The organism is Streptomyces varsoviensis (assembly GCF_000718635.1).
Taxonomy (GTDB): domain Bacteria; phylum Actinomycetota; class Actinomycetes; order Streptomycetales; family Streptomycetaceae; genus Streptomyces; species Streptomyces varsoviensis.
In genome coordinates, this window is the sequence record NZ_JOBF01000011.1 from 76,593 (window position 1) to 99,265 (window position 22,673).

At 72.6% G+C, this 22,673-nt stretch carries 19 protein-coding genes; 12 read left to right on the forward strand and 7 right to left on the reverse strand.

What is annotated here, in order from left to right; all coding sequences use genetic code 11:
• Window positions 1-24 precede the first annotated feature (24 nt).
• Complete coding sequence (locus tag IF55_RS16690; RefSeq protein WP_030877290.1) at window positions 25-1,224, forward strand: aminotransferase class I/II-fold pyridoxal phosphate-dependent enzyme; 1,200 nt, start codon at window positions 25-27, stop codon at window positions 1,222-1,224.
• 26 nt (window positions 1,225-1,250) lie between these two features.
• On the opposite strand, the gene IF55_RS16695 is transcribed toward IF55_RS16690, so the two are convergent.
• The gene (locus IF55_RS16695) at window positions 1,251-1,865 is read right to left on the reverse strand and encodes a DedA family protein (RefSeq protein WP_030877289.1); all 615 of its coding nucleotides are present in this window, start codon (window positions 1,863-1,865) and stop codon (window positions 1,251-1,253) included.
• Between the two features lie 8 nt (window positions 1,866-1,873).
• Window positions 1,874-2,656: an MBL fold metallo-hydrolase gene (locus IF55_RS16700; RefSeq protein ID WP_030877286.1), complete on the reverse strand. Its 783-nt coding sequence runs from the start codon at window positions 2,654-2,656 to the stop codon at window positions 1,874-1,876.
• Between the two features lie 191 nt (window positions 2,657-2,847).
• Between IF55_RS16700 and IF55_RS16705 the strand changes: the two genes are divergently transcribed.
• From IF55_RS16705 to IF55_RS16725, 5 genes are all read left to right on the forward strand, one after another.
• Complete coding sequence (locus IF55_RS16705) at window positions 2,848-3,522, forward strand: class I SAM-dependent methyltransferase (protein WP_048832099.1); 675 nt, start codon at window positions 2,848-2,850, stop codon at window positions 3,520-3,522.
• 76 nt (window positions 3,523-3,598) lie between these two features.
• Window positions 3,599-5,020, forward strand: coding sequence for a DHA2 family efflux MFS transporter permease subunit (locus tag IF55_RS16710; protein WP_037963087.1), 1,422 nt, complete (start codon window positions 3,599-3,601; stop codon window positions 5,018-5,020).
• A 422-nt stretch (window positions 5,021-5,442) separates the two neighbouring features.
• Complete coding sequence (locus tag IF55_RS16715) at window positions 5,443-7,596, forward strand: phage holin family protein (protein ID WP_106980409.1); 2,154 nt, start codon at window positions 5,443-5,445, stop codon at window positions 7,594-7,596.
• Window positions 7,597-7,701: 105 nt separating this feature from the next.
• On the forward strand, window positions 7,702-8,049 hold the full coding sequence (locus tag IF55_RS16720; protein WP_030877277.1) for a histone-like nucleoid-structuring protein Lsr2: 348 nt from the start codon (window positions 7,702-7,704) through the stop codon (window positions 8,047-8,049).
• 364 nt (window positions 8,050-8,413) lie between these two features.
• On the forward strand, window positions 8,414-9,796 hold the full coding sequence (locus IF55_RS16725) for an amino acid permease (protein WP_037963083.1): 1,383 nt from the start codon (window positions 8,414-8,416) through the stop codon (window positions 9,794-9,796).
• Here IF55_RS16725 and IF55_RS16730 read toward each other — a convergent pair.
• From IF55_RS16730 to IF55_RS41215, 4 genes are all read right to left on the reverse strand, one after another.
• Window positions 9,724-10,485 carry an SDR family NAD(P)-dependent oxidoreductase gene (locus tag IF55_RS16730; RefSeq protein WP_030877273.1) on the reverse strand — a complete coding sequence of 254 codons (762 nt, stop codon included), beginning with the start codon at window positions 10,483-10,485 and terminating at the stop codon, window positions 9,724-9,726. The two genes, IF55_RS16725 and IF55_RS16730, sit on opposite strands and share 73 nt — an antisense overlap.
• A gap of 142 nt (window positions 10,486-10,627) precedes the next feature.
• Complete coding sequence (locus IF55_RS16735) at window positions 10,628-11,209, reverse strand: TetR/AcrR family transcriptional regulator (RefSeq protein WP_030877270.1); 582 nt, start codon at window positions 11,207-11,209, stop codon at window positions 10,628-10,630.
• Between the two features lie 157 nt (window positions 11,210-11,366).
• Window positions 11,367-11,681, reverse strand: a complete 315-nt coding sequence (locus IF55_RS16740; protein ID WP_048832066.1) for an FG-GAP repeat domain-containing protein — start codon at window positions 11,679-11,681, stop codon at window positions 11,367-11,369.
• Window positions 11,659-12,339 (reverse strand): transglycosylase family protein, encoded by a 681-nt coding sequence (locus IF55_RS41215; RefSeq protein WP_078644524.1) that lies wholly within the window; start codon window positions 12,337-12,339, stop codon window positions 11,659-11,661. Before IF55_RS41215 ends, IF55_RS16740 begins: the two co-directional genes overlap by 23 nt.
• 824 nt (window positions 12,340-13,163) lie before the next feature.
• Between IF55_RS41215 and IF55_RS16750 the strand changes: the two genes are divergently transcribed.
• From IF55_RS16750 to IF55_RS16760, 3 genes are all read left to right on the forward strand, one after another.
• Window positions 13,164-14,600 (forward strand): C40 family peptidase, encoded by a 1,437-nt coding sequence (locus tag IF55_RS16750; protein ID WP_048832067.1) that lies wholly within the window; start codon window positions 13,164-13,166, stop codon window positions 14,598-14,600.
• Between the two features lie 220 nt (window positions 14,601-14,820).
• Window positions 14,821-16,896, forward strand: coding sequence for a glycoside hydrolase domain-containing protein (locus IF55_RS16755; protein WP_048832068.1), 2,076 nt, complete (start codon window positions 14,821-14,823; stop codon window positions 16,894-16,896).
• A 144-nt stretch (window positions 16,897-17,040) separates the two neighbouring features.
• On the forward strand, window positions 17,041-17,478 hold the full coding sequence (locus tag IF55_RS16760) for an HIT family protein (RefSeq protein ID WP_030877259.1): 438 nt from the start codon (window positions 17,041-17,043) through the stop codon (window positions 17,476-17,478).
• 91 nt (window positions 17,479-17,569) lie between these two features.
• Here the strand turns inward: IF55_RS16760 and IF55_RS16765 are convergent, their stop codons facing one another.
• A complete protein-coding gene (locus IF55_RS16765) occupies window positions 17,570-18,703 on the reverse strand; it encodes a PQQ-dependent sugar dehydrogenase (protein WP_030877257.1) in 1,134 nt (377 codons plus the stop codon).
• Between the two features lie 702 nt (window positions 18,704-19,405).
• Here IF55_RS16765 and IF55_RS16770 point away from each other — a divergent pair.
• The 3 genes from IF55_RS16770 to pqqA all read left to right on the forward strand — a co-directional run bounded on the left by IF55_RS16770 (window position 19,406) and on the right by pqqA (window position 22,671).
• Window positions 19,406-20,650 carry a glycoside hydrolase family 88/105 protein gene (locus tag IF55_RS16770; RefSeq protein ID WP_048832069.1) on the forward strand — a complete coding sequence of 415 codons (1,245 nt, stop codon included), beginning with the start codon at window positions 19,406-19,408 and terminating at the stop codon, window positions 20,648-20,650.
• Window positions 20,647-22,452, forward strand: coding sequence for a discoidin domain-containing protein (locus tag IF55_RS16775; protein ID WP_030877253.1), 1,806 nt, complete (start codon window positions 20,647-20,649; stop codon window positions 22,450-22,452). Before IF55_RS16770 ends, IF55_RS16775 begins: the two co-directional genes overlap by 4 nt.
• A gap of 69 nt (window positions 22,453-22,521) precedes the next feature.
• Window positions 22,522-22,671, forward strand: a complete 150-nt coding sequence (pqqA, locus tag IF55_RS36335; protein ID WP_063763978.1) for a pyrroloquinoline quinone precursor peptide PqqA — start codon at window positions 22,522-22,524, stop codon at window positions 22,669-22,671.
• Window positions 22,672-22,673 lie beyond the last annotated feature (2 nt).

Here is a 22,673-nt window from a genome sequence, read left to right on the forward strand (position 1 = left end):
TCACCCTCGCAGCCGGAGGTTCGGATGACGCAGCCCATCGCCCCGGCGCTGGCCGCTCCCGAGAGCGGGCTGCCGGTGCTGCCGGAGTTGGCCGAGCGGGTGGCGGGGGCGGCGGGGCGGGCGGAGCCGGAGCCGGTCGGGGGCGGGCCGGTGCTGCACGCGGCGGCCTGCGGGTACTTCGGGCGGCGCGGGCTGTGGACCGAGCCGGGCCAGGTGGTGGCGGCGCCCGGGGCGCAGGGGTTGCTGCTCGCGCTGCTCGCGTCCGTCGGCGGCGATGTGCTGCTCACGCGCCCCTGCGCGGCCTGGTACACGGCGGTGGCCCGGCTCGCCGGCGGCGCGTCGTACCACGTGCCGGTGCCCGCCGAGTGCGGCGGCGTCCCCGACCCGTTCGCGCTGCTGGAGACCGTGCGGCGGATTCGCGGCGAGGGCGGCAGGCCGCGCGTCCTGGTGCTGTCCGTCGCCGACGACCCGACCGGCACGCTCGTACCGCCGGAGACCCTGCACGAGGTGTGCGAGGCGGCCGAGGCGGAGGAACTGCTGATCATCAGCGACGAGACCTGGCGGGACACGCGGTACGACGCGCACGGCACCGTGGTCGTCGGCCCCGCCGAGATGTGCCCCGAGCACACCGTCGTCCTCACCGATCTCGCGGGTTCCCTCACCCCCACCGCCTGGCCCGCCGCCCTCGCCCGCCTCCCGGACACCGAGTACGGCCGTGCCGTGCGCGACCGTACCCTCGCCGCCTGTACGGCCGTACGGGCGCTGCTCGCGCCCCCGGTCGCCGCGGCGGTCGCCCACGCGCTGGACGAGCCGGAGCCGGTGCGGGCCCGGATGGCCGCCGCGGCCCGGCTCTTCGGGGCGCTGGCCACCGCCGCGCACGGCCGCCTCGCCCTCGCGGGGGCCCTGTGCCGGCCGCCGCAGGCCGGCCCGTTCCTCTACGCCGACCTGGGCGAACTGCGCCCCGCGCTCGCCGCCCGCGGCGTCAGCGACTCCGTCGAGCTGGAGGACCACCTCGGCGCGCGCCTCGGCGTCCGCGCCCCGGGCGGCCACCGTTTCGCCGACGACCCCGACGCGCTGCGCGTCCGCTTCTCCCCGCTGGCCCTGCTGCCCGGCGACGCGGCCCGGCAGCGGGCGTTGGACGCCGCCGAGCCGTTGGAGTCACCGGATGTCGCCCGGGCGCTGGCGGCGTTCGGGGCGGTGCTGGGGGAGCTGACGGAGGGGTGAGGGGCCCGGCCCCGCACCGGCGGCCGTCAGCGGTGCCGTACGCGCCGCCACACCGCCGGCCCCGCGCTGATCAGCACGGTCAGGCCGACCGCGGTGGCCACGCCCTCCCAGGGCCGGGCGAAGAGGGAGCCGCCGAGGATGCCGATGAGCTGGTAGGTGGCGCTCCAGGCGAGGCAGGCGGGGATGCCGCCGCGGATGAAGCGGCGCATGGGCATGCGGGACAGGAGGCAGGCGAGCATCACGGGGATGCGGCCGGCGGGCATCAGGCGGGAGAGGACGAGCACGGCCACACCGTGCTCGTCGAGCTTGGCCTGCGCCTGCGCGAGGCGTTCGGGGGCGGCCCGGTCGCGCAGCCGTTCCAGCCAGCGGGAGCCGTTGCGGGAGCGGACGCCGCGCTGCCCGAGCCAGTAGAGGGCGATGTCGCCGAGGAACGCGCCGAAGGACGCCACGCCGAAGACGACGAGCAGGGCGAAGGGGTCCGTCTGGTGAACGGCGACGACGGCGGCGGAGCTGACGACGGCCCCGGTGGGCACCACGGGCACCAGCGAGCCCAGGAAGACCAGCAGGAACAGCGAGGGGTAGCCCACCGCCTGCTGCGTCGACTCCGGCGGCACCTGGCGCGCCAGCTCCGCCAGGGCCATGCGGACGGTCACCCCCCGGCCTCCAGCCGCACGGACTCGCCATGCCCCAGCCGGTGCACGGTGGCGTCCGGCGCGAGCCGGGCGGCGTGCCGTACGAAGTCGTCGCCCGGCGCGTGGAATTCGTGCGGGCGCACGGCGTCCATGCCGATCGGCCAGTACGTGCCGTAGTGCACCGGCACCGCGTCGCGCGCCGTGAGGCGGGCGAGGGCGAGGGCCGCGCGGCCCGCGTCCAGATGGCCGTGGCCCAGGAACGGTCCCCAGCCGCCCACCGGCAGCAGCGCCGCGTCCACCGCCCCCACGGCCTCCGCCATCCCGTCGAAGAGCCCGGTGTCGCCCGCGAAGTACGTCGCCGCCTCGCCTCGCACGACGTAGCCGAGCGCGGGCGCCCGGTGCGGCCCGTACGGCAGCCGGCGGCCGTCGTGCGCGGCGGGCACCGCCCGTACCACGACGTCCCGCACGCGGACCTCGTCGCCCGCCGCGACCTCGGTGACCCGCAGCCGCCGGTCCGCCGCCACCCGCCGCAGCCCCGGCACGGCGCGGCCCGCGCCGCGCGGCACCACGAGCCGGGTGCCGGGCGCGAGCCGCCGCAGCGAGGCGGGGTGCAGATGGTCGGCGTGCAGATGCGAGACGAGCGCCACGTCCGCGGCCGCGGCGGCGGGCGGCGGCACGTGGCCCCGGCGGCGGCGCAGATGCGCGAGGCGGCGGGCGAAGAGGGGGTCGGTCAGCACCCGTACCCCGGAGTCCTCCACCGTCGTGGTGGCATGACCCCACCAGGTGATCTCGACCGGCACCCGCCGCCTCCCGTCCTGTCGTCCTCGGTCTCCGCGTTCCGGTTGAGCGTAGTTCAGTCCGGTTCGCGCGCGAATTTCTCCTGCCGTCTCCGGAATCCGCCGGAAGAAAGCTCTCGGCGGGCCCGCCGAACAAGAAGTAGGGTGTGCCGAGTTGACGGCACAACGGTTCGATTGGTGGGCAGCTCGCAGTGGTGGACGTCTCGCGCCTGGCGGCCTGGAGCGCGGAGGGCTATGACAGCGCCCGGCCCCGGCTCGTACCGCACCTCAACGCGTTCTACGAGGTGGCCGTCGAACTGGCGGCGGCGGGCGAGCGGCAGGCGCCGCGCGTGCTGGACCTCGGCGCGGGCACCGGCCTGTTCGCCTGCGGCCTGGCCTCGGTGCTGCCGGAGGCGACCTTCGACCTCGTCGACTCCTCGGAGCGGATGCTGGCGGCGGCCCGGCCCGCGCTCGACCTGTTCGCGGTGGGGCACACCCCGCACGTACGGGACCTGCGGGAGGAGCTGCCGCCCGGCCCGTTCGACATCGTGGTCTCCGCCCTCGCCATCCATCAGCTTCCCCGCCCCGAGCAGCGGCGGCTCTACGGGCGGGTCCGCGAGGTCCTGGCGCCGGGCGGCGTGTTCGTCAACGCGGAGCAGGTCGCCGGGCCCGAGCCGGCTCTGGACGCGCTGTACGGCGAGGTGTGGCTGCGCGAGGCGGCCGACCGGGGCGCGAGCGGGAGCGAGATCGACGCGGTCCGCGAGGAACTGGTGCTCGGCGCCCCCGCGCCGGTCGCGGACCATCTGGCGTGGCTCGCGGAGGCGGGTTTCCGCGGCGCGGACTGCTTCTACAAGCGGTACGGCTTCGCGGTGTTGGCGGGCTGGGGCTGAGCCCGGCACCCGGATACGGAGTTCCCCTCGATGTGAAGTTAGGTTAGCCTAACTTTACATCGGAAGGGGTGTGGGCATGTCAGTGACCGCGGCGACCGGAGCCCCGGCGGCCGAACGCGAACGAGTCGCCAGGCCATGGCTGTTGATGGTCCTGGCGTGCGGAGCGCAGTTCCTCGTCGTGCTCGACGCGACGATCATCTCCGTCGCCCTGCCGCCCATCGCCCGGGACCTGGGCTTCACGGCCGCCTCCATCGGCTGGGTCGTCACCGCCTACACCCTCGCCTTCGCCGGCTTCCTGCTCCTCGGCGGGCGGCTGGCCGACCTCTTCGGCACCCGCGCCATGTACCTCACCGGCCTCGGCCTCTTCACCGCCGCCAGCATCGGATGCGGAGCGGCCGGCGGGTCCGGTTGGCTCGTCGCCGCCCGCGCCGCGCAGGGGCTCGGCGGCGCGCTGCTCATGCCGACGACGCTGACCATCGTGCACCAGGCGTACGCCGAACCCCGGCGCCGGGCGCGGGCCCTGGGCCTGTGGTCCATGGTCGGCGCGGTGGGGGCCGCCGCCGGCACCCTGTGCGGCGGGGTGCTGACCGACACCCTCGGCTGGCGCTGGGTGTTCCTGGTGAACGTGCCGATCGGCGCCGTCGTCCTCGCCCTCGCCGCGCTCACCCTCACCCGCCGGCCCCGGACCGAGGCCGGACGCCGCCCCCTGGATGTCACCGGCGCGCTGCTGGTCACCAGCGGCCTCGTCGCGCTGGTCTACGGCGTGGTCTGCTTCGGCGGCGACGGGGGAGCGGCGCGGGGCGGCTGGTTCCTGGGGGCCGCCGCCGTGCTCCTCGCCCTCTTCCTCGTCAGCCAGGCCAAGTGGGCGCGCAGCCCCCTCGTACCCCTGCGGATCTTCGCGCACCGCTCGGTGAGCAGCGCCAACGCGGTCATGTTCGGGCTGGGCCTCGGATATCTCGCCAGCCCCGTGCTGATCTCGCTCTACCTCCAGAACGTCCAGCACTTCTCGCCGCTGCGCGCCGGGCTCGGCTTCCTGCCCGCCGCCTTCGCGGTGATGATCGGCGCCCAGTTCGCCGGCCGGCTCACCCCGCGCTGGGGCGCCCGCCGCACGGCCGTCATCGGCCTCGTCCTGGTGGCGGCGGGCTTCCTGCTGCTGTCCCGGCTCGGCCCGCACACCCCCTTCTTCCCGTCCGTGGTGCTGCCCGTCGCGCTCTTCGGGCTCGGCGCGGGCCTCGCCTTCACCCCGATCACGGTGGCCGCCACCGGCGGCGTCGACCCGGCCATGACCGGCCTCGCCTCCGGGCTGCTCAACACGGTCCGCCAGGTCGCCACGGCGCTCGGCATCGCCGGGTTCTCCGCCGTCGCCAACACCCGCACCGGCGGACACGGCTACGGCCTGGCCTTCCTCCTCGCCGGCATCATCGCGGCGCTCGCCGCCGCCGCGGCCGCCACCCTCATGCCGGGCCGCACGCCCCGCACCGCCCCGGACACGGGCTGAGGCCGGCGGCCCGCGCGGGCCCGGCGCCGTCCGACGCGTACGGGCCGCGGCAAGCCGCCCCATCGCACCGAGCACGGGCTGGGGCCGGGGCCCGGCGCCGTCCGACGCGTACGGGCCGCGGCAAGCCGCCCCATCGCACCGAGCACCGGCCGAGGCCGGCGCCCCGCACCGCGCCGGACACGGGCCGAGACCGGCGGCCCGCGCGGCCCCGAGCACAGGCCGAGACCGGCGGCCTGCCCAGGGGCCGGCAGCCCGCCCGGGGGCCCGTGGCCCGCCCGTGGGCCCGTGGCGTACGGCACCTCCGGTCCACGGCCGCTTTCCCGGCCGCTATGACAGGCTGTAATACGAGTCCGCGTGCGCGATGCGGGCGGCGGACGTGAGGTGGGAACGGCGTGCAGGTGCCCCGATGGCGGAGCGTGGGCATGGCCCTGTTCCGCGTGCTGGTCGTCTGGGCGGTCGGCACCGTCACCATGGTCGTCCTCGCGGCGATCCTCCCCGACTTCCGGCTCCAGTCCGCCGACGGCGACAGCGCCACCCGGATCGCGATCACGGCCGCGGCCGGCGCCGGGGCGTTCGGCCTGCTCAGCGCCCTGGTGTGGCCCCTGCTCGTACGCGCCCTGCTGCTCGTGCCCGCCTTCGTGCTCGGCCTCCTGGTCTTCTTCCTCAACGCCTCGCTGCTGCTGATCGCCCTCGACCTGGCGCCCGTCGGCAACGGCACCGTCGGCCCCGAGACCGCCGTCGTCGTCGCCGCGGTGATGTCCGCCGCCTCCTCCGCCACCAGCACCGCCCTCACCGTCCACGACGACGGCGCGTACCGGCGGCGGCTGGCCCGCCTCGCCGACCGCCGCAGACGCCGCCGCGACGGGCGGGACGGCGCCGCCGGGCACGCCGGGCGGCCCCAGCCGCCCGGCACCGTCTTCCTCCAGCTCGACGGCGTCGGCCACGACGTGCTCCGCGACGCCCTGCGCGAACGGCCCGGCGCGGGCGGCCGGACCCGGCCGCCGCTGATGGAGCATGTCGCCGCCTGGGCCGCCACCACCCACCGCCTCACCCCCTGGCGCACCGACTGGTCCAGCCAGACCGGCGCCAGCCAGCTCGGCATCCTGCACGGCTCCAACGAGGACGTGCCCGCCTTCCGCTGGTACGAGAAGGAGAGCGGCGAGGTGATGATCAGCAACCGGCCGAGCAGCGCCGCCGAGCTCCAGCGCCGCGCCGCCGCCCGCAGCGGCCACGCCGGACTCCTCACCGACGACGGTGCCAGCCGCGGCAACCTCTTCACCGGCGGCGCCGACCAGCTCGCCCTCGTGCTGTCCATCGCCGCCCGGCGCGGCCGCGGCAACCGCTCCCGCTCCGGCTACTTCGCCTACTTCTGCGACCCCGCCAACGCCGCCCGCACCGCCGCCGCCTTCATCGCCGAGCTGTTCCGGGAGATCGGCCAGTCCCTCGCCGCCCGAGCCCGCCGCGACCGCCCCCGGGTGGGGCGCGGCGGCCTCTACCCCTTCATCCGCGCCTTCGCCACCGTCGTCGAACGGGACGTGGTGGTGGCCGCCGTCATCGGCGACATCCTCTCCGGCCGCACCGCCGTCTACGCCGACCTGGTCGCGTACGACGAGGTGGCCCACCACTCCGGGCCGCGCGGCCGCGACACCCACCAGGTGCTGCGCCGCCTCGACCGGTCGCTCGCGCTGATCGCCAAGGTCATCGACCACGCGCCGCGCGACTACCGGCTCGTGCTCCTGTCCGACCACGGCCAGAGCCCCGGCGCGACCTTCGCCGCCCGCTACGGCCTCACCCTCCAGGACCTGGTACGGGCCGGCTGCGGCCTGCCCGTGCCGCGCCGGGCCCGGCGCACCCGCAGCGGCGCTGAGGCCCGGGTGGCGGCGCGCGCCGCCCTGCGTCGCCCGGAAGCCGCAGAGGTTCCGGACGCCGCGGCGGTCCCGGCGGCCCGGACAGCACCGGCGCAGGCGGCCCGCCCCCACCCGCCGCGGGACCCCGTCGTGCTCGGCTCCGGCAACCTCGGCCTCGTCTCCTTCCCCGGCCTCCCCGGCCGCGCGAGCCGCGAGGAGATCGAGCGCCACCACCCGGCCCTGCTGCGCACCCTCGCCGAACACCCGGGCATCGGCTTCCTGCTCGTACACTCCGCCGAACACGGCCCCGTGGTCCTCGGCCGCGGCGGGGCCGAGCACCGGCTGGACAGCGGCGAGGGCGCCGAGAACAGCCCGCTGGGTGCCTTCGGGCCGGGCGCGGCCGAGGCCGTGCGCCGCACCGCCGGCTTCCCGCACGCCGCCGACATCATGGTCAACTCCGCCTGCGACCCGGCGACCGGCGCCGTGCACGCCTTCGAGGAGCAGATCGGCTCGCACGGCGGGCTGGGCGGCGAACAGAGCCGCCCCTTCCTGCTGTGGCCCCGCGAGCTGACCCCGCCCACGGCCGACGGCTCCGAACTCGTGGGCGCGGAGCGCGTCCACGAGGTGCTGCGCCGCTGGCTCGACGAGGCCGCCGCCCGGCCGGAGACCGCACCGCCGCCGGCCGATCCGCCGCCCGCCGAGGAACTGGCCGCGGGCCGCGTCCCGTAGTTCCTTATGCCGTCGCCGCGCTCTTCATTTCCCCCGCTTCCCCCGGTTTTTCCCCGTAATGCACACTGGTCCGGCCATGCGCCCGGCGGGCCCTATAATCCCCCCATGGCACAGAAGGTAGTTACCACCTACGTTGACGATCTGACCGGCGAAGAGTCGGCGGAGATCGCGAAGCACACCATCCTTGTCGACGGCGCCGGGGTCGAACTCGACCTGACCGATGAAAACTACGACAAGCTGCTGGAACTGCTTCAGCCCTACCTGCACGCCGAGGGCGCCCGGCGGGTCCGGGGAAGCGTGGCCGCCGCCAAGGGCAAGCCCCGCAAGGCGCCGGCCGCCGGGGAGAATACGGCGGAGATCCGCGCCTGGGCGAAGGCGAACGGATACGAGGTCAACGACCGCGGCCGGGTGCCGGCGTCGGTGAAGGAAGCCTACGAAAAGGCCGCCCGCTGACACCATGGATTTACCTGAATGCCGGGCCCCAAGGTAATCGCCTTGGGGCTTTGCTATTGGCGCGGCCGGTCACCGAAATCCGGTGCGTACCGTCCATACGATCCGGTGTCCGCGTTCCGCGCGTATCCCGTACCCGCGATCCGGCGTACGGCCCGTGCGCGCCATTCGCCGTACCGCCGCCCGTACCGCGGGCAGGGCGATGGACGAATCGTCGCGGCGTGCGGTGATCGCTGGACGTTTTACGGCCGCGGACAGCGCCTCGCGCAAGGAAACGCGGTGATTTGTCCGTGCGGCGTGGTTCGGTGAGCATGTTCTGTCACCCGGAACCATACGGGGGCCTGCACGACGAGAGGCGCACCACCGCATGCACGACACCGACGGCACCCACACCCGCCGCTTCGGGCTCGCCACCGCGACCGCCCTGGTCATGGGGAACATCATCGGCGGCGGCATCTTCCTGCTGCCCGCCTCGGTCGCCCCGTTCGGCACCGTCAGCCTCGTCGCCTTCGGCGTCCTGACCCTCGGGGCCATCGCGCTCGCGCTCGTCTTCGGGCGGCTCGCCCGGCGCGATCCGCGCACCGGCGGGCCGTATGTCTACGCGCGTTCGGCCTTCGGCGACTTCGCCGGATTCCTGTCCGCCTGGTCGTACTGGACGATGACCTGGGTCAGCAACGCCGCGCTCGCCGTGGCCGGGGTCGGCTACTTCCACGTACTGGCGGGCGACCGGCACTCCATGGGCGAGGACCTCACGGTCGCCCTCGTCGCGCTCTGGCTGCCCGCCCTCGCCAACTTCGCGGGCACCCGCTGGGTCGGCGCGGTCCAGCTCGTCTCCACGGTGCTGAAGTTCGTACCGCTGCTCTTCGTCGCCGTCGTCGGCCTCTTCTTCTTCGACCCGCACAAGCTCGGCGCGTTCAACGAGGGCGGCGGCAGCGCCATCGGCGGGCTCTCGGCCGCGGCCGCGATCCTGCTCTACAGCTACGTGGGCGTCGAGTCGGCGGCCATGAGCGCCGGCGAGGTCCGCGACCCGGAGCGGAACGTGGGCCGGGCCAGCGTGCTCGGCGTCATCGGCGCCGCCGTCGTCTACCTGCTCGGCACCGTCGCCGTCTTCGGCACGGTCTCCCACGACAGGCTCGTCACCTCCACCGCCCCCTTCTCCGAGGCGGTCGACGTGATGTTCGGCGGCCGGTGGGGCGGCACGGTCATCGCCGTCGCCGCCGTCGTCTCCATCGTCGGCGCCCTCAACGGCTGGACGCTGATGAGCGCGCAGGCCCCCTACGCCGCCGCGAAGGACGGGCTGTTCCCGGTCTCCTTCGCCCGCCGGCGGCGCGGCGTGCCCACCTTCGGCGTGCTGGTCGGCACGGTCCTCGCCTCGCTGCTCACCGTCGTCAACTACGTCTCGGGCTCCGGCGGCGTCTTCAAGATCCTCGTCCTGATCACCACCTTCTCGGCCACCGTGCCCTATCTGCTCGCCGCCGCCGCGCAGCTCTACTTCCTGCTGACGGGGCGGCGCGAACAGGTCCGTACGGGCGGCTTCGCGCGGGATGTCGTGCTCGCCGTCGCGGGCTTCGGCTTCTCCTTCTGGCTGGTCGCGGGCGCCGGCTACGCCGCGATCTACCAGGGCGTGCTGTTCCTCTTCGCCGGCGTCCTGGTCTACGTGTGGATGGCGGCCCGCCGTCAGGCCGTGGCGCCGCCGTCGACGACCAAGTCCGCGCCGACCGTGGACGCGGCCTCTTCCGACGCGAGGTAGAGGACGGCGGCGGCGATCTCGCCCGTGGCGGCGGCCCGGCCGGTGGGCATCTCGCGCCGCATGCGCGCGGTCTTCTGCTCCGGGCTCTCGCCCGGCAGCGTGGACATGGGAGCGTCCACCTTGCCCGGGCTGACCGCGTTGATCCGCACCCCGTCGGCGATGTGGTCGAGCGCCGCGTTGCGGGTCAGCGCGGACAGGGCGGCCTTGCTCGCCACGTACGCGCCGAGCCCCGGCACCCGCTGGTGCGCGCCGAGGTTGGACGAGACGTTCACGATGGCACCGCCGCCATGGGCCCGCATATGGGCGATCTCGTGCTGGAGGGAGAGGAAGACGCCGGTGACGTTGGCGTCCATGGCGCGCCGGAAGTCCGCCTCGGGGATGTCGGCGACCGGCGCCGGCGGCACGAACACCCCGGCGTTGTTGACGGCGGCATCGAGCGAACCGAAGCGGGCCACGGTCTCCTCGACCAGATGAGTCACCTCCCGCGCGTCCGTCACATCGGCGGTGACGGCCGCGGCGCCGCCGCCCGCCGCCTCGATGAGGGCCACGGTCTCCTTCAGCGGCTCGGCCCGGCGGCCGGAGACGACGACGTTCGCGCCCTCGCGGGCGAAGGCGAGGGCGATCCCGCGCCCGATGCCGGTGCCGCCGCCGGTGACGAGGACGGTCTTGCCGGTGAAGCGTGCGGTCATGGTGGGCTCCTCCACGGAGGTTCGGGTGATCAGTGACGTGAGCGAGGTGCAAGTGAGCAAGGCGCGAGACTCACGAAATACGAGAACGAACGGTCTCGAATGAGGGCATGAAAAAGCGGGGCGCTTCCAGGTCCGCGCTTTCTCAGTCCAGCAGTGACAGGGCCTGCCGCGCCGCGTCCCGCAGCCGGGCCGGCTCGCCGCCCGACTTGCCGACCACGCGCATGCCCTGGAGCAGGACGAGCAGCAGCCGGGCGAGCGCCGCGGGGTCCCGGTCGGCGGCGAGCTCCCCCTGTGCCTTGGCACGCAAAAGGGCCGAGGTGAGCGCGGTCTCCATGCTGTTCCAGTTGGCCTCGACCCGGCGCGCCGCCGCCGAGTCGTGCGGGGCCAGCTCCACCGCCGTGTTCGCCACGAAGCAGCCGCGCCGCAGCTCGTCGCGGGCGGACTCGTCGGCGAAGCGGCGCACCACCGCCCGTACGGCGGGCAGCGCCGGCCCCGGCTGGGACAACTCCTCGACCAGCGGCGGCGTCCGCTGCTCCCCGTACCGTTCGAGCGCCTTGAGGTACAGCTCGCGCTTGCCGCCGAAGGTCGCGTAGATGCTCGCCCGCGCGATGCCGACGTGCTGCACGAGGTCCGCCATCGTCGTCGCCTCGTAGCCGCGCCGCCAGAACAGCTCCACGGCCGACTGCAGCGCGGCGTCCGGGTCGAATTCCTTGGTCCTTGCCACGTCGGGAACTCTGGCATATCGAGAACGGTCGGTCAATAATCCATGCGTACGGTGCCGTGGGCGTCGTACGGTCCCGGGGTGCGCCTCGCGGGCGGCGAGGCGCACCCGAGGGGCGAACTCGGCGGTGGGGCAGATGAGTTCACCCATGCGGCCCCGGCTACCAGTTGGTGCCGATCTCCTTGCGCGTGCCGCCGCCCCCGATGGAGCCCTTGCCGTCACCCGCGTAGAAGAACAGCTTCTTGGTGCTGTTCTCGACGGCGAGGAGATCGGCCTTGCCGTCCTTGTCGAAGTCGCCCATGGTCAGCTCCCGCATGCTGTTCCAGTTGGTCCCGATCTCCTTGCGGGTGCTGCCGCCCCCTATGCCGCCCTTGCCGTCGCCGGGGTAGAAGAAGAGCTTCCCGGTCTCCTGCTCCACGCCGACGACATCCGTCTTGCCGTCGCCATTGAGGTCACCCGCGGCCAGGTCCTGCATGGTGTTCCAGTTGGTGCCGATTTCCTTGCGGGTGCTGCCGCCGCCGATGGAGCCCTTGCCGTCGCCCGCCCTTGCCGTCGCCCGGGTACAGGAACAGCTTCCCCGTGCTGTTCTCGACGGCGACGAGGTCCGTCTTGCCGTCGCCGTCGAAGTCGCCGGCGGCCAGGTCCTGCATGGTGTTCCAGTTGGTGCCGATTTCCTTGCGGGTGCTGCCGCCGCCGATGGAGCCCTTGCCGTCGCCCGGGTAGAGGAACAGCGCGTCCGGGGGAGTGGGGCGGTCGGGGTACGGGTCGCGGTGGTCGCTGCCGAGGTCGGCCTTGCGGCCGCAGTAGCCCCAGGCGCCGGGGCCCTGGCCCGCCAGCACCCGCTCGGCGATCAGGATCTGTTCCCGCTTGGTGGCCTGGTGTGGATACGCCGCGTACTCGGTGCCGCCGAAGGCTCTCCACGTACTGAGCGCGAACTGCAGCCCGCCGTAATAGCCGTTGCCGTCGTGGATGCCCCAGTCGCCGGAACTCTCGCACTGCGCGACCTTGTCCCAGGTGCTGACGGCGGCGGCCTCGGCCGGGGGCGCGCCGACGGACAGCGAAGCGCCGATGACGGCCATGGCGGTTGCCGCTGCGAACGAGAGCAGACGGCGGGGCGTAAGAGAAGAAGTCATCACGGATAAACCCCTATGGGTCTGTGGTACCGGATCATCGCTCGTGGCGCGGTGGGTCCGTCGGCCTCGCCTCGCACGGCGAAAGGGCCGACGCCGCACCGCATTCAGCCCCGATTCCGGGATTCCCACCCCGAACCGGGCGCTGACTTCGCGTCATACGGCCGCCACCATACATGCTCCCGAGGAAATCGCCCGGCTTTCTCGAAGTGCTTTCGACGGGATTTCGTGACGGTATGCGGCGTCACTTTGGGTGATCTTGCGGGTGCTCTACGTGAAGTCGGAGGGCTGAGTTCCACATTCCGTCACGGGATGATTACAACTCTCCGGCCATCTCCCGCTATTCGGCCTGTCGGCCCGTCATTTGCGGGCATGGCGGACGAATGCGCTCCGGATGTGTGGGGTCGTGCGCGATGTGCCGCTGGATATTTTCTCAACTCCCTTGTGTATGGCGGCGTTTGGTGGACTTTCGGGTGGTGTAGCCGCGCCTCTCCGGGCTCTCGGGATGCGGAGTGCCCCTGGAATCCCTCCTGGCGCTCGCGCCTCTTGAGTACGCACCTTTTGTCGCTGCTTGGTGGGCAATGTGGCGTTAAATCCTGGGGGTTGCGCTGCTTTCACCCCCTCCTTAACGTTCACCCAGTTCGCATTAAGCACCGCCGGAACGCAGACGAGACGTCTCTCCCGGCGCGCCCCCGCGGTGGCCCCTCCATGCCCGCGTGCCGGGTGCGGGGAAATTCGTCGACCCTTGCGGCCCCGCGTCGAATTCGCGCTGCCTTCTCGCCGTGCCGTTTAGCTGAAGGCCGCCCAATATCAGGAAAGAGAGCAGCATGCCCATCGTCGGTATAGCCCGCAGATCCACGCTCGCAGTTCTCACGGCCACGGCCGCCGTCCTGGCCACGACCGCGGCCACGGCGCCGGCGGTGAATGCGGCTCCCGTTCCCGCGTCGGTGTCCCCGCAGCCGCGGGGCGACTACGGCAGCGCGGGCCAGGGGGCCGTGGCCCCGATGCCGCAGGGCGCCGCCGCCAAGGCCCGGCTGGCCGCCCCGGCCATGAAGCGCAGCGAGGCCCTCGCCCGCGCCCAGTCGTGGGTCGGCAAGGGGCTCCCGTACAACATGGACGGCTCCTACCAGGGCTACCGCACCGACTGTTCCGGCTTCGTCTCCATGGCCTGGGGGATCGCCAAGCCCGGCCAGGCCACCAACACCTTCGTGCCCAACGGCGTCGCCCACTGGATCACCAAGGCCGAGCTCAAGCCCGGCGACGCGCTGAACAACCCCAACCCCGGCAAGTACGGGCACATCACGCTCTTCGAGAAGTGGGCCGACTCCTCCCAGTCCTCCTACTGGGGTTACGAGTTCAGTTGGAGTGGCGTGCACCACCGCGTGATCCCGTATCCGTACTTCAACGGCAGCAACCCCGAGGCGTTCAAGCCCCTGCGCTTCAACGGCATCGAGGACGACGCGCTCGTGGGGATGACGAACCTGACGTCGGCGGACTTCGACGGCGACGGCAAGACCGACGTCGTGGCCGTGGAACAGGAGAGCGGAAAACTGTTCTTCTACGCCGGCGACGGCAAGGGCTCCATCGGCGGCGGCAGCACGCGCAAGGAGATCGGTACCAACTGGGACAGCATGCAGGACCTCGTGGCCGGTGACTTCGACGGCGACGGCAAGGCGGACCTGCTCGCCGTGGAACGGTCGACGGGCAAGCTCTTCCTCTACCCCGGTGACGGAAAGGGCGGCGTCGGCGGTGCCAGCACGCGCAAGGAGATCGGTACCAACTGGGACAGCATGCACGACCTCGTGGCCGGCGACTTCAACGGCGACGGCAAGACCGACGTCGTGGCCGTGGAACAGGAGACGGGGAAGCTTTTCCTCTACCCGGGCGACGGTAAGGGCGGCATTGGCGGCGGCGGAAACCGCAAGGAGATCGGCACCAACTGGAACACCATGCAGTCCCTCGCCGCCGGTGATTTCAACGGCGACAAGAAGACCGATCTGTTCGCGGTCGAAAAGGGCACGGGAAAGCTTTTCCTCTACCCCGGTGACGGCAAGGGCGGTATCGGCGGCGGCAGCACCCGCAAGGAGGTCGGCACCAACTGGGACAGCATGCGCGGGCTGACCGCGGGCGACTTCGACGGCGACGGCAAGACCGACCTGCTGGCCATCGAGAACGACACCCAGAAGCTGTTCTTCTACGGCGGCGACGGCAAGGGCGGCATCGGCGGGGGCAGCACCCGCAAGGAGATCGGCACCAACTGGTGACCGGCTGACCGGCTGCTGATCGGCTGACGGGCCGGCCGCTCTCACCGGCCGCCCGACCGCAGGTCAGGTCCTGACTGCCCGTCAGCCACGGACGTACAGCGACTCCGGGCGCCGCACCGCCTTCCGGCACACACGTACCGCCTTCCGGCGTGCACGTACCGCCTTCCGGCGTGCACGCGGCGCCCGGAGTCGCAGCCCACCGCCTCACCTCTGGAGTGCCATGTCCTTGCGCATACCCTTCCGCCCCCGCCTCCTCGGCGCGGTGCTGGCCCCGGCGCTGGCCCTGTCCGTCGCCGCCCCGGCCGCGCTGGCCGCCGACGGTTCCGACGCCAACACCGTCGAATACCGGGGAACGCGGCTCGCCGTCCCGCGCGACTGGAGAGTCGTCGACCTGGAGAAGACCCCCGAGGCGTGCCTGCGCCTCGACCGACCGACCCTCTACCTCGGCCACGCGGGCGACCAGACCCAGTGCACGGGGCGCGGCGCGGCGGTCGAGCGCGCCGACACCCTCCACCTGGAGCCGGCCGACGGCACGCCGCCCCGCGCGGACATCCCCACGGTCCCCGTCGACACCGGCACCGCACTGCCCGCCCGGCACGCCAAGGCGCCGAGCAACGAGATCCGCTACGACCTGAGGCAGCCGGGGCTCATGGCCACCGTCTCGTACGGGGAATCCGCCGACGTGCCGGAGCGGGTCATCGAGACGGCGGTCCTCGCGTCCACCCCGCGTCACGAGCGCCCCCGCCGCCTGCCGAGCCCCCTCGCCGGGCCGGCCGCCGCGCCGCTCGCGCAGGGCGGGTACCAGGGCGCCGGGTTCGACGCCTGCACCGCGCCGACCCAGTCCCAGATGACCGCGTGGCGCGCCGACTCCCCGTACCGCGCCGTGGGCATCTACATCGGCGGCGAGGCCCGCGCCTGCGCCCAGCCGCAGCTCAGCGCCGGATGGGTACGCACGCAGGCGGCGGCCGGCTGGCACCTGATGCCGATCTGGGTCGGCCCGCAGCCCTGGAACAAGGCGCACCGCCTCTCCACCTCGCCCGCCACCGCCGCCGACCAGGGCCGCCAGGCCGCGGACGGCGCCGTGGCGGCGGCCAAGGCGCTCGGCCACGGCCCGGGCACCGTGCTCTACAACGACGTGGAGAACTACAACGACCGCGCCACGTGGGACAAGCCGGTGCTGTCGTATCTCGCCGCGTGGACCGAGCGCCTGCACGGCCTGGGCTACCGCTCCGGCGCGTACGTCGCCAAGTCCTCCGGCGTCCCGGCGCTCAGCGCCCAGTACGGCAAGGGCGCCTACACCTCGCCCGATGTGCTGTGGTCGGCGAACTGGGACGGCGTCGCGGGCGTGGGCGACGCGTCGATGGGCCTGCCCCAGGGCTCCGGGCAGTGGGCGGCCCAGCGCGTCCACCAGTACCGGGGCGACATCAGCGAGACGTACGGCGGCGTGCGGCTCGGCATCGACCGCAACTACGTCGACGTCAGCGCGTCAGCGGGCCCGGTCGGGATGCACGACCTGGCGTCGGGCGACTTCAACGGCGACGGCAAGGCCGATGTCATCGGCGTGGAACAGGAGACGGGCAAGCTCTTCTTCTACCCGGGCGACGGCAAGGGCGGTATTGGCGGGGGCAGCACGCGCAAGGAGATCGGTACCAACTGGAACAGCATGCGGAACCTGGTGGCCGGGGACTTCGACGGCGACGGGAAGACGGACCTGCTCGCTGTGGAGAGCGGCAGCGGGAAGCTGTTCCTGTACCCCGGTGACGGTGCGGGCGGTGTCGGCGGCGGCAGTACGCGCAAGGAGATCGGCACCAACTGGGACAGCATGCAGGACCTGACCGCCGGTGACTTCAACGGCGACGGCAAGACGGATGTCGTCGGCGTGGAGCAGGAGACGGGGAAGCTGTTCTTCTATGCCGGTGACGGCAAGGGCTCCATCGGGGGCGGCAGTACCCGCAAGGAGATCGGGACCAACTGGGACAGCATGCAGGGGCTGACCGCCGGTGACTTCGACGGCGACGGGAAGAGGGACCTGCTCGCCGTGGAGAGCGGCAGCGGGAAGCTGTTCCTGTACCCGGGCGACGGTGCGGGCGGTGTCGGCGGCGGCAGTACGCGCAAGGAGATCGGCACCAACTGGGACAGCATGCGCGAGCTGACCGCCGGGGACTTCGACGGCGACGGGAAGACCGATCTGCTCGCGGTCGAGAACGACACCCGGAAGCTGTTCTTCTACGCAGGTGACGGCAAGGGCTCCATCGGGGGCGGCAGCACCCGCAAGGAGATCGGCACCAACTGGTAGCCCGGGGCCGCTGATCCGGCCGGTCGCTCCCTCGCGCTCCACGCCGAGGGAGCAACCGTTCATTGCCTCCGCCCGATGACCTCGGAGAGCCTGTTCTCGATTCCCAGTGACAGGGACGTCCGCCTGGCATGACAACATTCGACGATGGCTACTTTGTTCTCTCGCATCATCGCTGGTGAGCTGCCCGGGCGTTTCGTCTGGCAGGACCCTGAGATCGTCGCTTTTCTGACCATCGCACCGTTGCGGCCTGGCCACACTCTTGTCGTGCCGCGGCGTGAGATCGACCGGTGGACGGATGCCGACGGGGCCCTCCTGGCGCGTTGCTTCGAGGTGGCCCAGGCCGTTGGGCAAGGGGTGCAGCGGGCGTGGAACGCTCCCCGAGCCGGCCTGGTCATCGCGGGCTTCGAGGTGCCGCACCTGCATATACATGTCGCCCCCGTCTGGGACATGTCCGATTTCGATTTCAGCGAGGTCAAAGAGGAGGAGGACCAGTCGGCTTTGGACGAGGCCGCGGCCAAGCTCCGGACCTCCTTGCTCGATCTCGGTTATGAACAGGCCCTGAACACTGGCCCCGTAGCGTGAACCGGGCTCACATCGTCACCTGACCTCGCTCCTCAAGGTTCCCGACAGGGTGGCTCGGCTCGGTCCCTTCGAATCGATCACTTCAGGTCGATCACTTCAGGTCGATCTGGAACACCTTGTCGGAGCCGGCGGGCTGGCGGCCGGCCAGGTCGGCGTTGGTGGTGGAGAGCCAGAGGGCGTTCTTGCCGGGCACCGTCTCGACCGTACGCAGCCGGCCGTAGTTCTTGGTGTAGTATGCCTTCGGGGTGCCCGCGTCGGCGCCGTCGACCGGGATGCGCCACAGGCGCTGGCCCTTGAGGGCCGCCATGTAGAGCGCGCCGTCGGCGTAGGTGACGCCGCTCGGGGATGCCTCGCCGACCTTCCACTGGCGCTTGGGGTTGGTCATCCCCGAAGTGGAGCACTGGCCCTCGCACTTGGGCCAGCCGTAGTTCTTGCCGGGCTCGATGAGGTTGAGCTCGTCGAACGTGGCGTCGCCCAGCTCCGCCTCCCAGAGCCGCCCTTGCGGGTCCCAGGTGAGGCCCTGCGGATTGCGGTGGCCGTAGGAGTAGACGAGGGTGCCGAACGGGTTGCCGGGGGCGGGCTTGCCGTCGGTGGTCATGCGCAGGATCTTGCCGTTGAGCGAGGACTTGTCCTGCGCGAGGTCGGCTGTGCGGGCGTCGCCCGCCGTCGCGTAGAGGTATCCGTCCGGGCCGAACTTCAGCCGCCCGCCGTTGTGGAACCTGTTCTTCTTGATGCCTTTGACGAGCACCTTGTAGTCGCTGAGCTTGGTGCCGTCGAACGTCATGCGGGCGACGCGATTGCCCTCCGCCGCGGTGTGCATGAAGAACACGTAGTGGTCGTTCTTCCAGTTCGGCGAGACGGCCGCGCCCATGAGGCCGCCCTCGCCGTCCGTGGTCACGGCCTCGGGGACCTTGCCGACCTGCTTCTTCGCGCCCGACTGGGAGAGCGTGAAGACCTTGAAGGAGTCGCGCTCGGCGATCAGCGCCGAGCCGTCGGGCAGCCAGCTCAGGCCCCAGGGGATCGTCCAGTCGGACGAGACGGTCTTCACGGCGCCGGGGACGGAGTCGGCGGTACGGGGCGCGGGCACCGTGTTGGGCGCGGCCGTCGTGCGGGGCGCCGCCGCGCCGCCGGGGTCGGCGGTCGCCAGGAGCAGACCGGCGGCGAGCGCCGTCGCGGCCGCCGAGGCGGTCAGGGCGTGTCGGGCGGCTCCGGTACGTATGCGCATGGGGGGTCTCCGATGGGGAAGCGCGGCCGGAGCCTCGGGTTCGGCGCGGCCGCCATGGCCGGTGCGGGAGGTTGCGCGCTGGTGCGGCTCGGAGGCCGGGACAGCCGGGGGAGGCCGGTCACCAGTGGAGGTCGGGTGATGGGAAGGTTTCCTTCTGGTTCGGCGGTTCGGCCGGAACGTACCGGCTTGTCGTGGGCGGGTCAAGAGAGGGGAAGGTAGGAGGTCTCTTTCCGGCCCGTCCGCGAAGCCTGGTGGACCGCTGGGCGTTACTTCCCGTCAACCCGCGCCACCCCACTGGTGGTTGATGATAGATCGGACCAATGTTCCCGGCCCTCTTGACCGTGTCCTGTCGACTCGCGATTCTGCATCGGAAGGGAACGCGACGGACGGCGGCCGTCGCCCACCACCCGTCGGTCAGGAGGCGGTTCGGGGAGAGCGCCTCGCGCGACGGGTGGGACGCCGAACTGCCCGCGCGCGGACGCGACGGCTCCCACGCCGCGGACCGCCCTCGACCCGGAAGGCAGGCCCGATGAACGCAGCCCCCGCGCCCGTACGGATGCCCCCTCCGCCCGCCCGGCCGGCCCCCGCGCCGACGGCCGCCCCCGCGTCCGTACGCGGGCCGCTCGCGTACGCGCCGACGGCCCCCGCGCCCGTACGCACGCCCGCCCCTCCCGTACCGAGTCCCCGCTAGCGGCGCCCGCCATGAGCAGCAGACACGGACTTCGCGGCGCCCTGACCGCCGCCGCGCTCGCCCTGGTCACGCTCGCCGCACCGGCCGCCGGCACCGCCGACGCCACCCCGGCGCGCCCCGCCCCCGCCGCGATCGCGGCCGCCCCGCGCGCCGCCGCCGACTGGTCCGCGGCGGTCGTGGACTCGACCCTCGCGCGCTTCACCCCGGCCACCATCGGCGGCTGGTCGTACCCCGTCGGCCTCTACCTCTATGGCCAGTACCTCGTCTACCAGCGCACGCGCGAGCCGCGCCTCCTGTCGTACATCAAGGAGTACGTGGACCGGTTCGTAGCGAGCGACGGGAAGATCGGGCAGGGGTTCAACAGCCTCGACAGCATGCAGGCCGGGCGGCTGCTCGTCGCCCTGCACCACGAGACGGGCGAGGACCGCTACCGGATCGCCGCGCAGAAGATCCGCAAGCGGCTCGACACCTATCCGCGCACCGTCGACGGCGGCTTCTGGCACGCCACGGCCGCCAGCCGGGCGCATCAGCTCTGGGGCGACGGGGTGTACATGGTCAACCCCTTCCTGGTCGAGTACGCGCGCGAGTTCGGCGACCGGGCCTACGCCTACGACGAGGCCGCCCGGCAACTCACGGCCTACGGCGGCCACTTGCAGGGGCGCGACGGACTGCTCAAGCACGCCTACGACGAGTCGCGGACGGCGGGCTGGGCGGACGAGAAGACCGGACGCTCGCCGGAGAGCTGGTGCCGCGCCGTCGGCTGGTACTCCATGGCGGCTGTCAATGTTCTCGACGCCATCCCCGCGGACCACCCCGGCCGCGCCCGGCTCCTGGCCATCCTGCGGCGGCTCGCCGCCGGGCTGGAGAAGTACCAGGACCCCGCCACCGGCCGCTGGTTCCAGGTCATCGACAAGGGCGACCGGTCCGACAACTGGACCGAGACCTCCTGTTCCAGCATGTTCACCTTCGCCCTCGCGCGCGGCGCCCGCCAGGGCTACCTCGACGCGGGCTACGCGGCCGTCGCGGAGCGCGGCCTCCAAGGGGTGCTGGAGCGGATCTCGCTCGGCGGCGACGGGCGGACCGAGCTGTCCGGCATCTCGGTGGGCACCAACGTCGGCGACTACGGCTTCTACGTCAAACGCCCGCGCGCGACCAACGACTTCCACGGGCTCGGAGCCTTCCTGATCATGTACGAGGAACTGCGGCACCCAGCGGCGCCCGAGCGCGACGGCTCGCGTAAAGGAGGAGCGGCATGAGCGGGCGGCGAGCGCTCACCCGACTGACCGCGGTCCTCGCGCTGCTGCTCGGGCTGCTCGCCCTGCCCGGCGCGGCGCGCGCCGAGGTGGAGCACCCGCGCCAGGACTTCCTGCGCGGCTCGGTCTCCGGCCTCTTCCTGCACTGGGGCGAGCGGACGTACCCGCAGCACACCGACTGCGCCCAGTGGGAGTCCGACGTCACCAAGGGCGGCTGGACCCCGGAGTACTGGGTGCGCGAGGCCCAGAAGCTGCACGCGCAATACCTCGTCCTCGCCACCTTCCACAGCCGCCTCGGCTACGCCCGCGCCTGGCCGTCCAAGATCCCCGGCTCGTGCAGCACGAAGCGGGACTTCCTCGGCGAACTGATCACGGCGGCGCGGGCGAAGGGCCTCCAGGTCATCCTCTATATGACCGACGACCCTCAGTGGCACGACCAGGGCGGCCACGAATGGCTCGACTCGGCCGCCTACTCCCGCTACAAGGGCCGCGACATCGACCTCACGGAGCGGGAAGGCTTCGGGGAGTACTCGTACGACAACTTCCTCGAAGTGATGGACCGCTACCCGCGGCTCGGCGGGTTCTGGATCGACAACGACAACGACTATTGGCTCGATCACGGCCTCTACGAGCGCGTCCGCGAGGAGCGTCCGGAGTACACGCTCAGCAACAACAACGAGGACACGCCGATCATGGACATGATCAGCAATGAGCAGAAGACCGGCATGTCCCCGGCGTACGACTACCCGCAGGCCGTCTATACCGCTGCGCCCCGGCTCATCGAGGCCGACTTCAAGCTCCCCTCCAAGGGGGCCTGGTGGTACGACGGCTCCGACCCCGCCGTCGACCGGGCGCTCACCCTCGGCCGCCTCGTCACCAACGCCGGCTCCTCCATCAAGGCGCTCATGGCGGAGACGGCGCAGGTGGGCGGGCGCTTCCCGGCGAAGCAGGAGGCGTTCAACGACTTCGCCGACCGATATCTCGACAAGATCTGGCCGTCCCTGAACGGCACCGAGGGCGGCGGCTACCTCCACGGCGGCCTCCAGCCGGGGCAGTGGAACGACGGCGCGTACGGCGTCACGACCGTCAGCAGGACCGACCCCGACCAGCACTACCTCCACGTCCTCACGCCACCGGCCGGCGGCGCCCTGCGCGTCCGCGACAACGGCTACCGGGTGGCGGCCGTGAGCGACCTGCGCACCGGCCGGCCCGTCCCGTTCACCCAGTCCGGCGGCGCGCTCACCCTGACCCGTACGGGCGGCTGGGACCCGTACGACACCGTCTTCCAGGTGCGGACCGCCGGCCGTACGGGCGTCCTGCCGCCCGGCTCGTACCGGATGAGCGCCGACGCCGCCGCGGACGGCCACCCGGCCCCGGCGGCGGCCGACGGCGACTACCGCACCTACTGGGACAGCGCGAAGACCCTCCCGGTCTCGCTCCGCTTCGACCTCGGCGCGGACCGGACCGTCCGCTACCTCGCCCTCAACCAGCGCGAGGACTCGGTGAGCTACGCGCGCTCCGCCACCGAGCAGTCCGCGCGGATCAAGGACTACCGGGTGTACGCGAGCGAGGACGGCCGTACCTGGGGGAGCCCGGTGAAGACCGGCACCCTGCCCAGCCACCGCGCCGTCGCCTTCATCGACCTGCCCGCGACCACCGCCCGGTATCTGCGGCTGGAGGTGCTGAGCACCCACGCCGCCCCGTCCGACACCGCCCGCTACCAGCGCCTGCGCGTCGACGAGGCATGGCCGGGCACCGGCTACGCCACGCCCGCCGCCGGACACCGGAAGGGAGGAAGCCCCTGACGCGCCGGGCACGGCCCGACCCCCACGACCGACCGTGAGAATCCCCCCATCGAAAGGCAGGCACCGCACATGACCCAGCACGACACCCAGGACCGGACGCCCCCCGCCGCCCCCGCCGACCAGGCGCCCGGCGCCGGCCACACCGTCTGGACCACCCCGGACTACGAGATCATCGAGACCGGCCTCGAAGTCACCGCCTACTCCCTGTCCGCCCGCTGAGC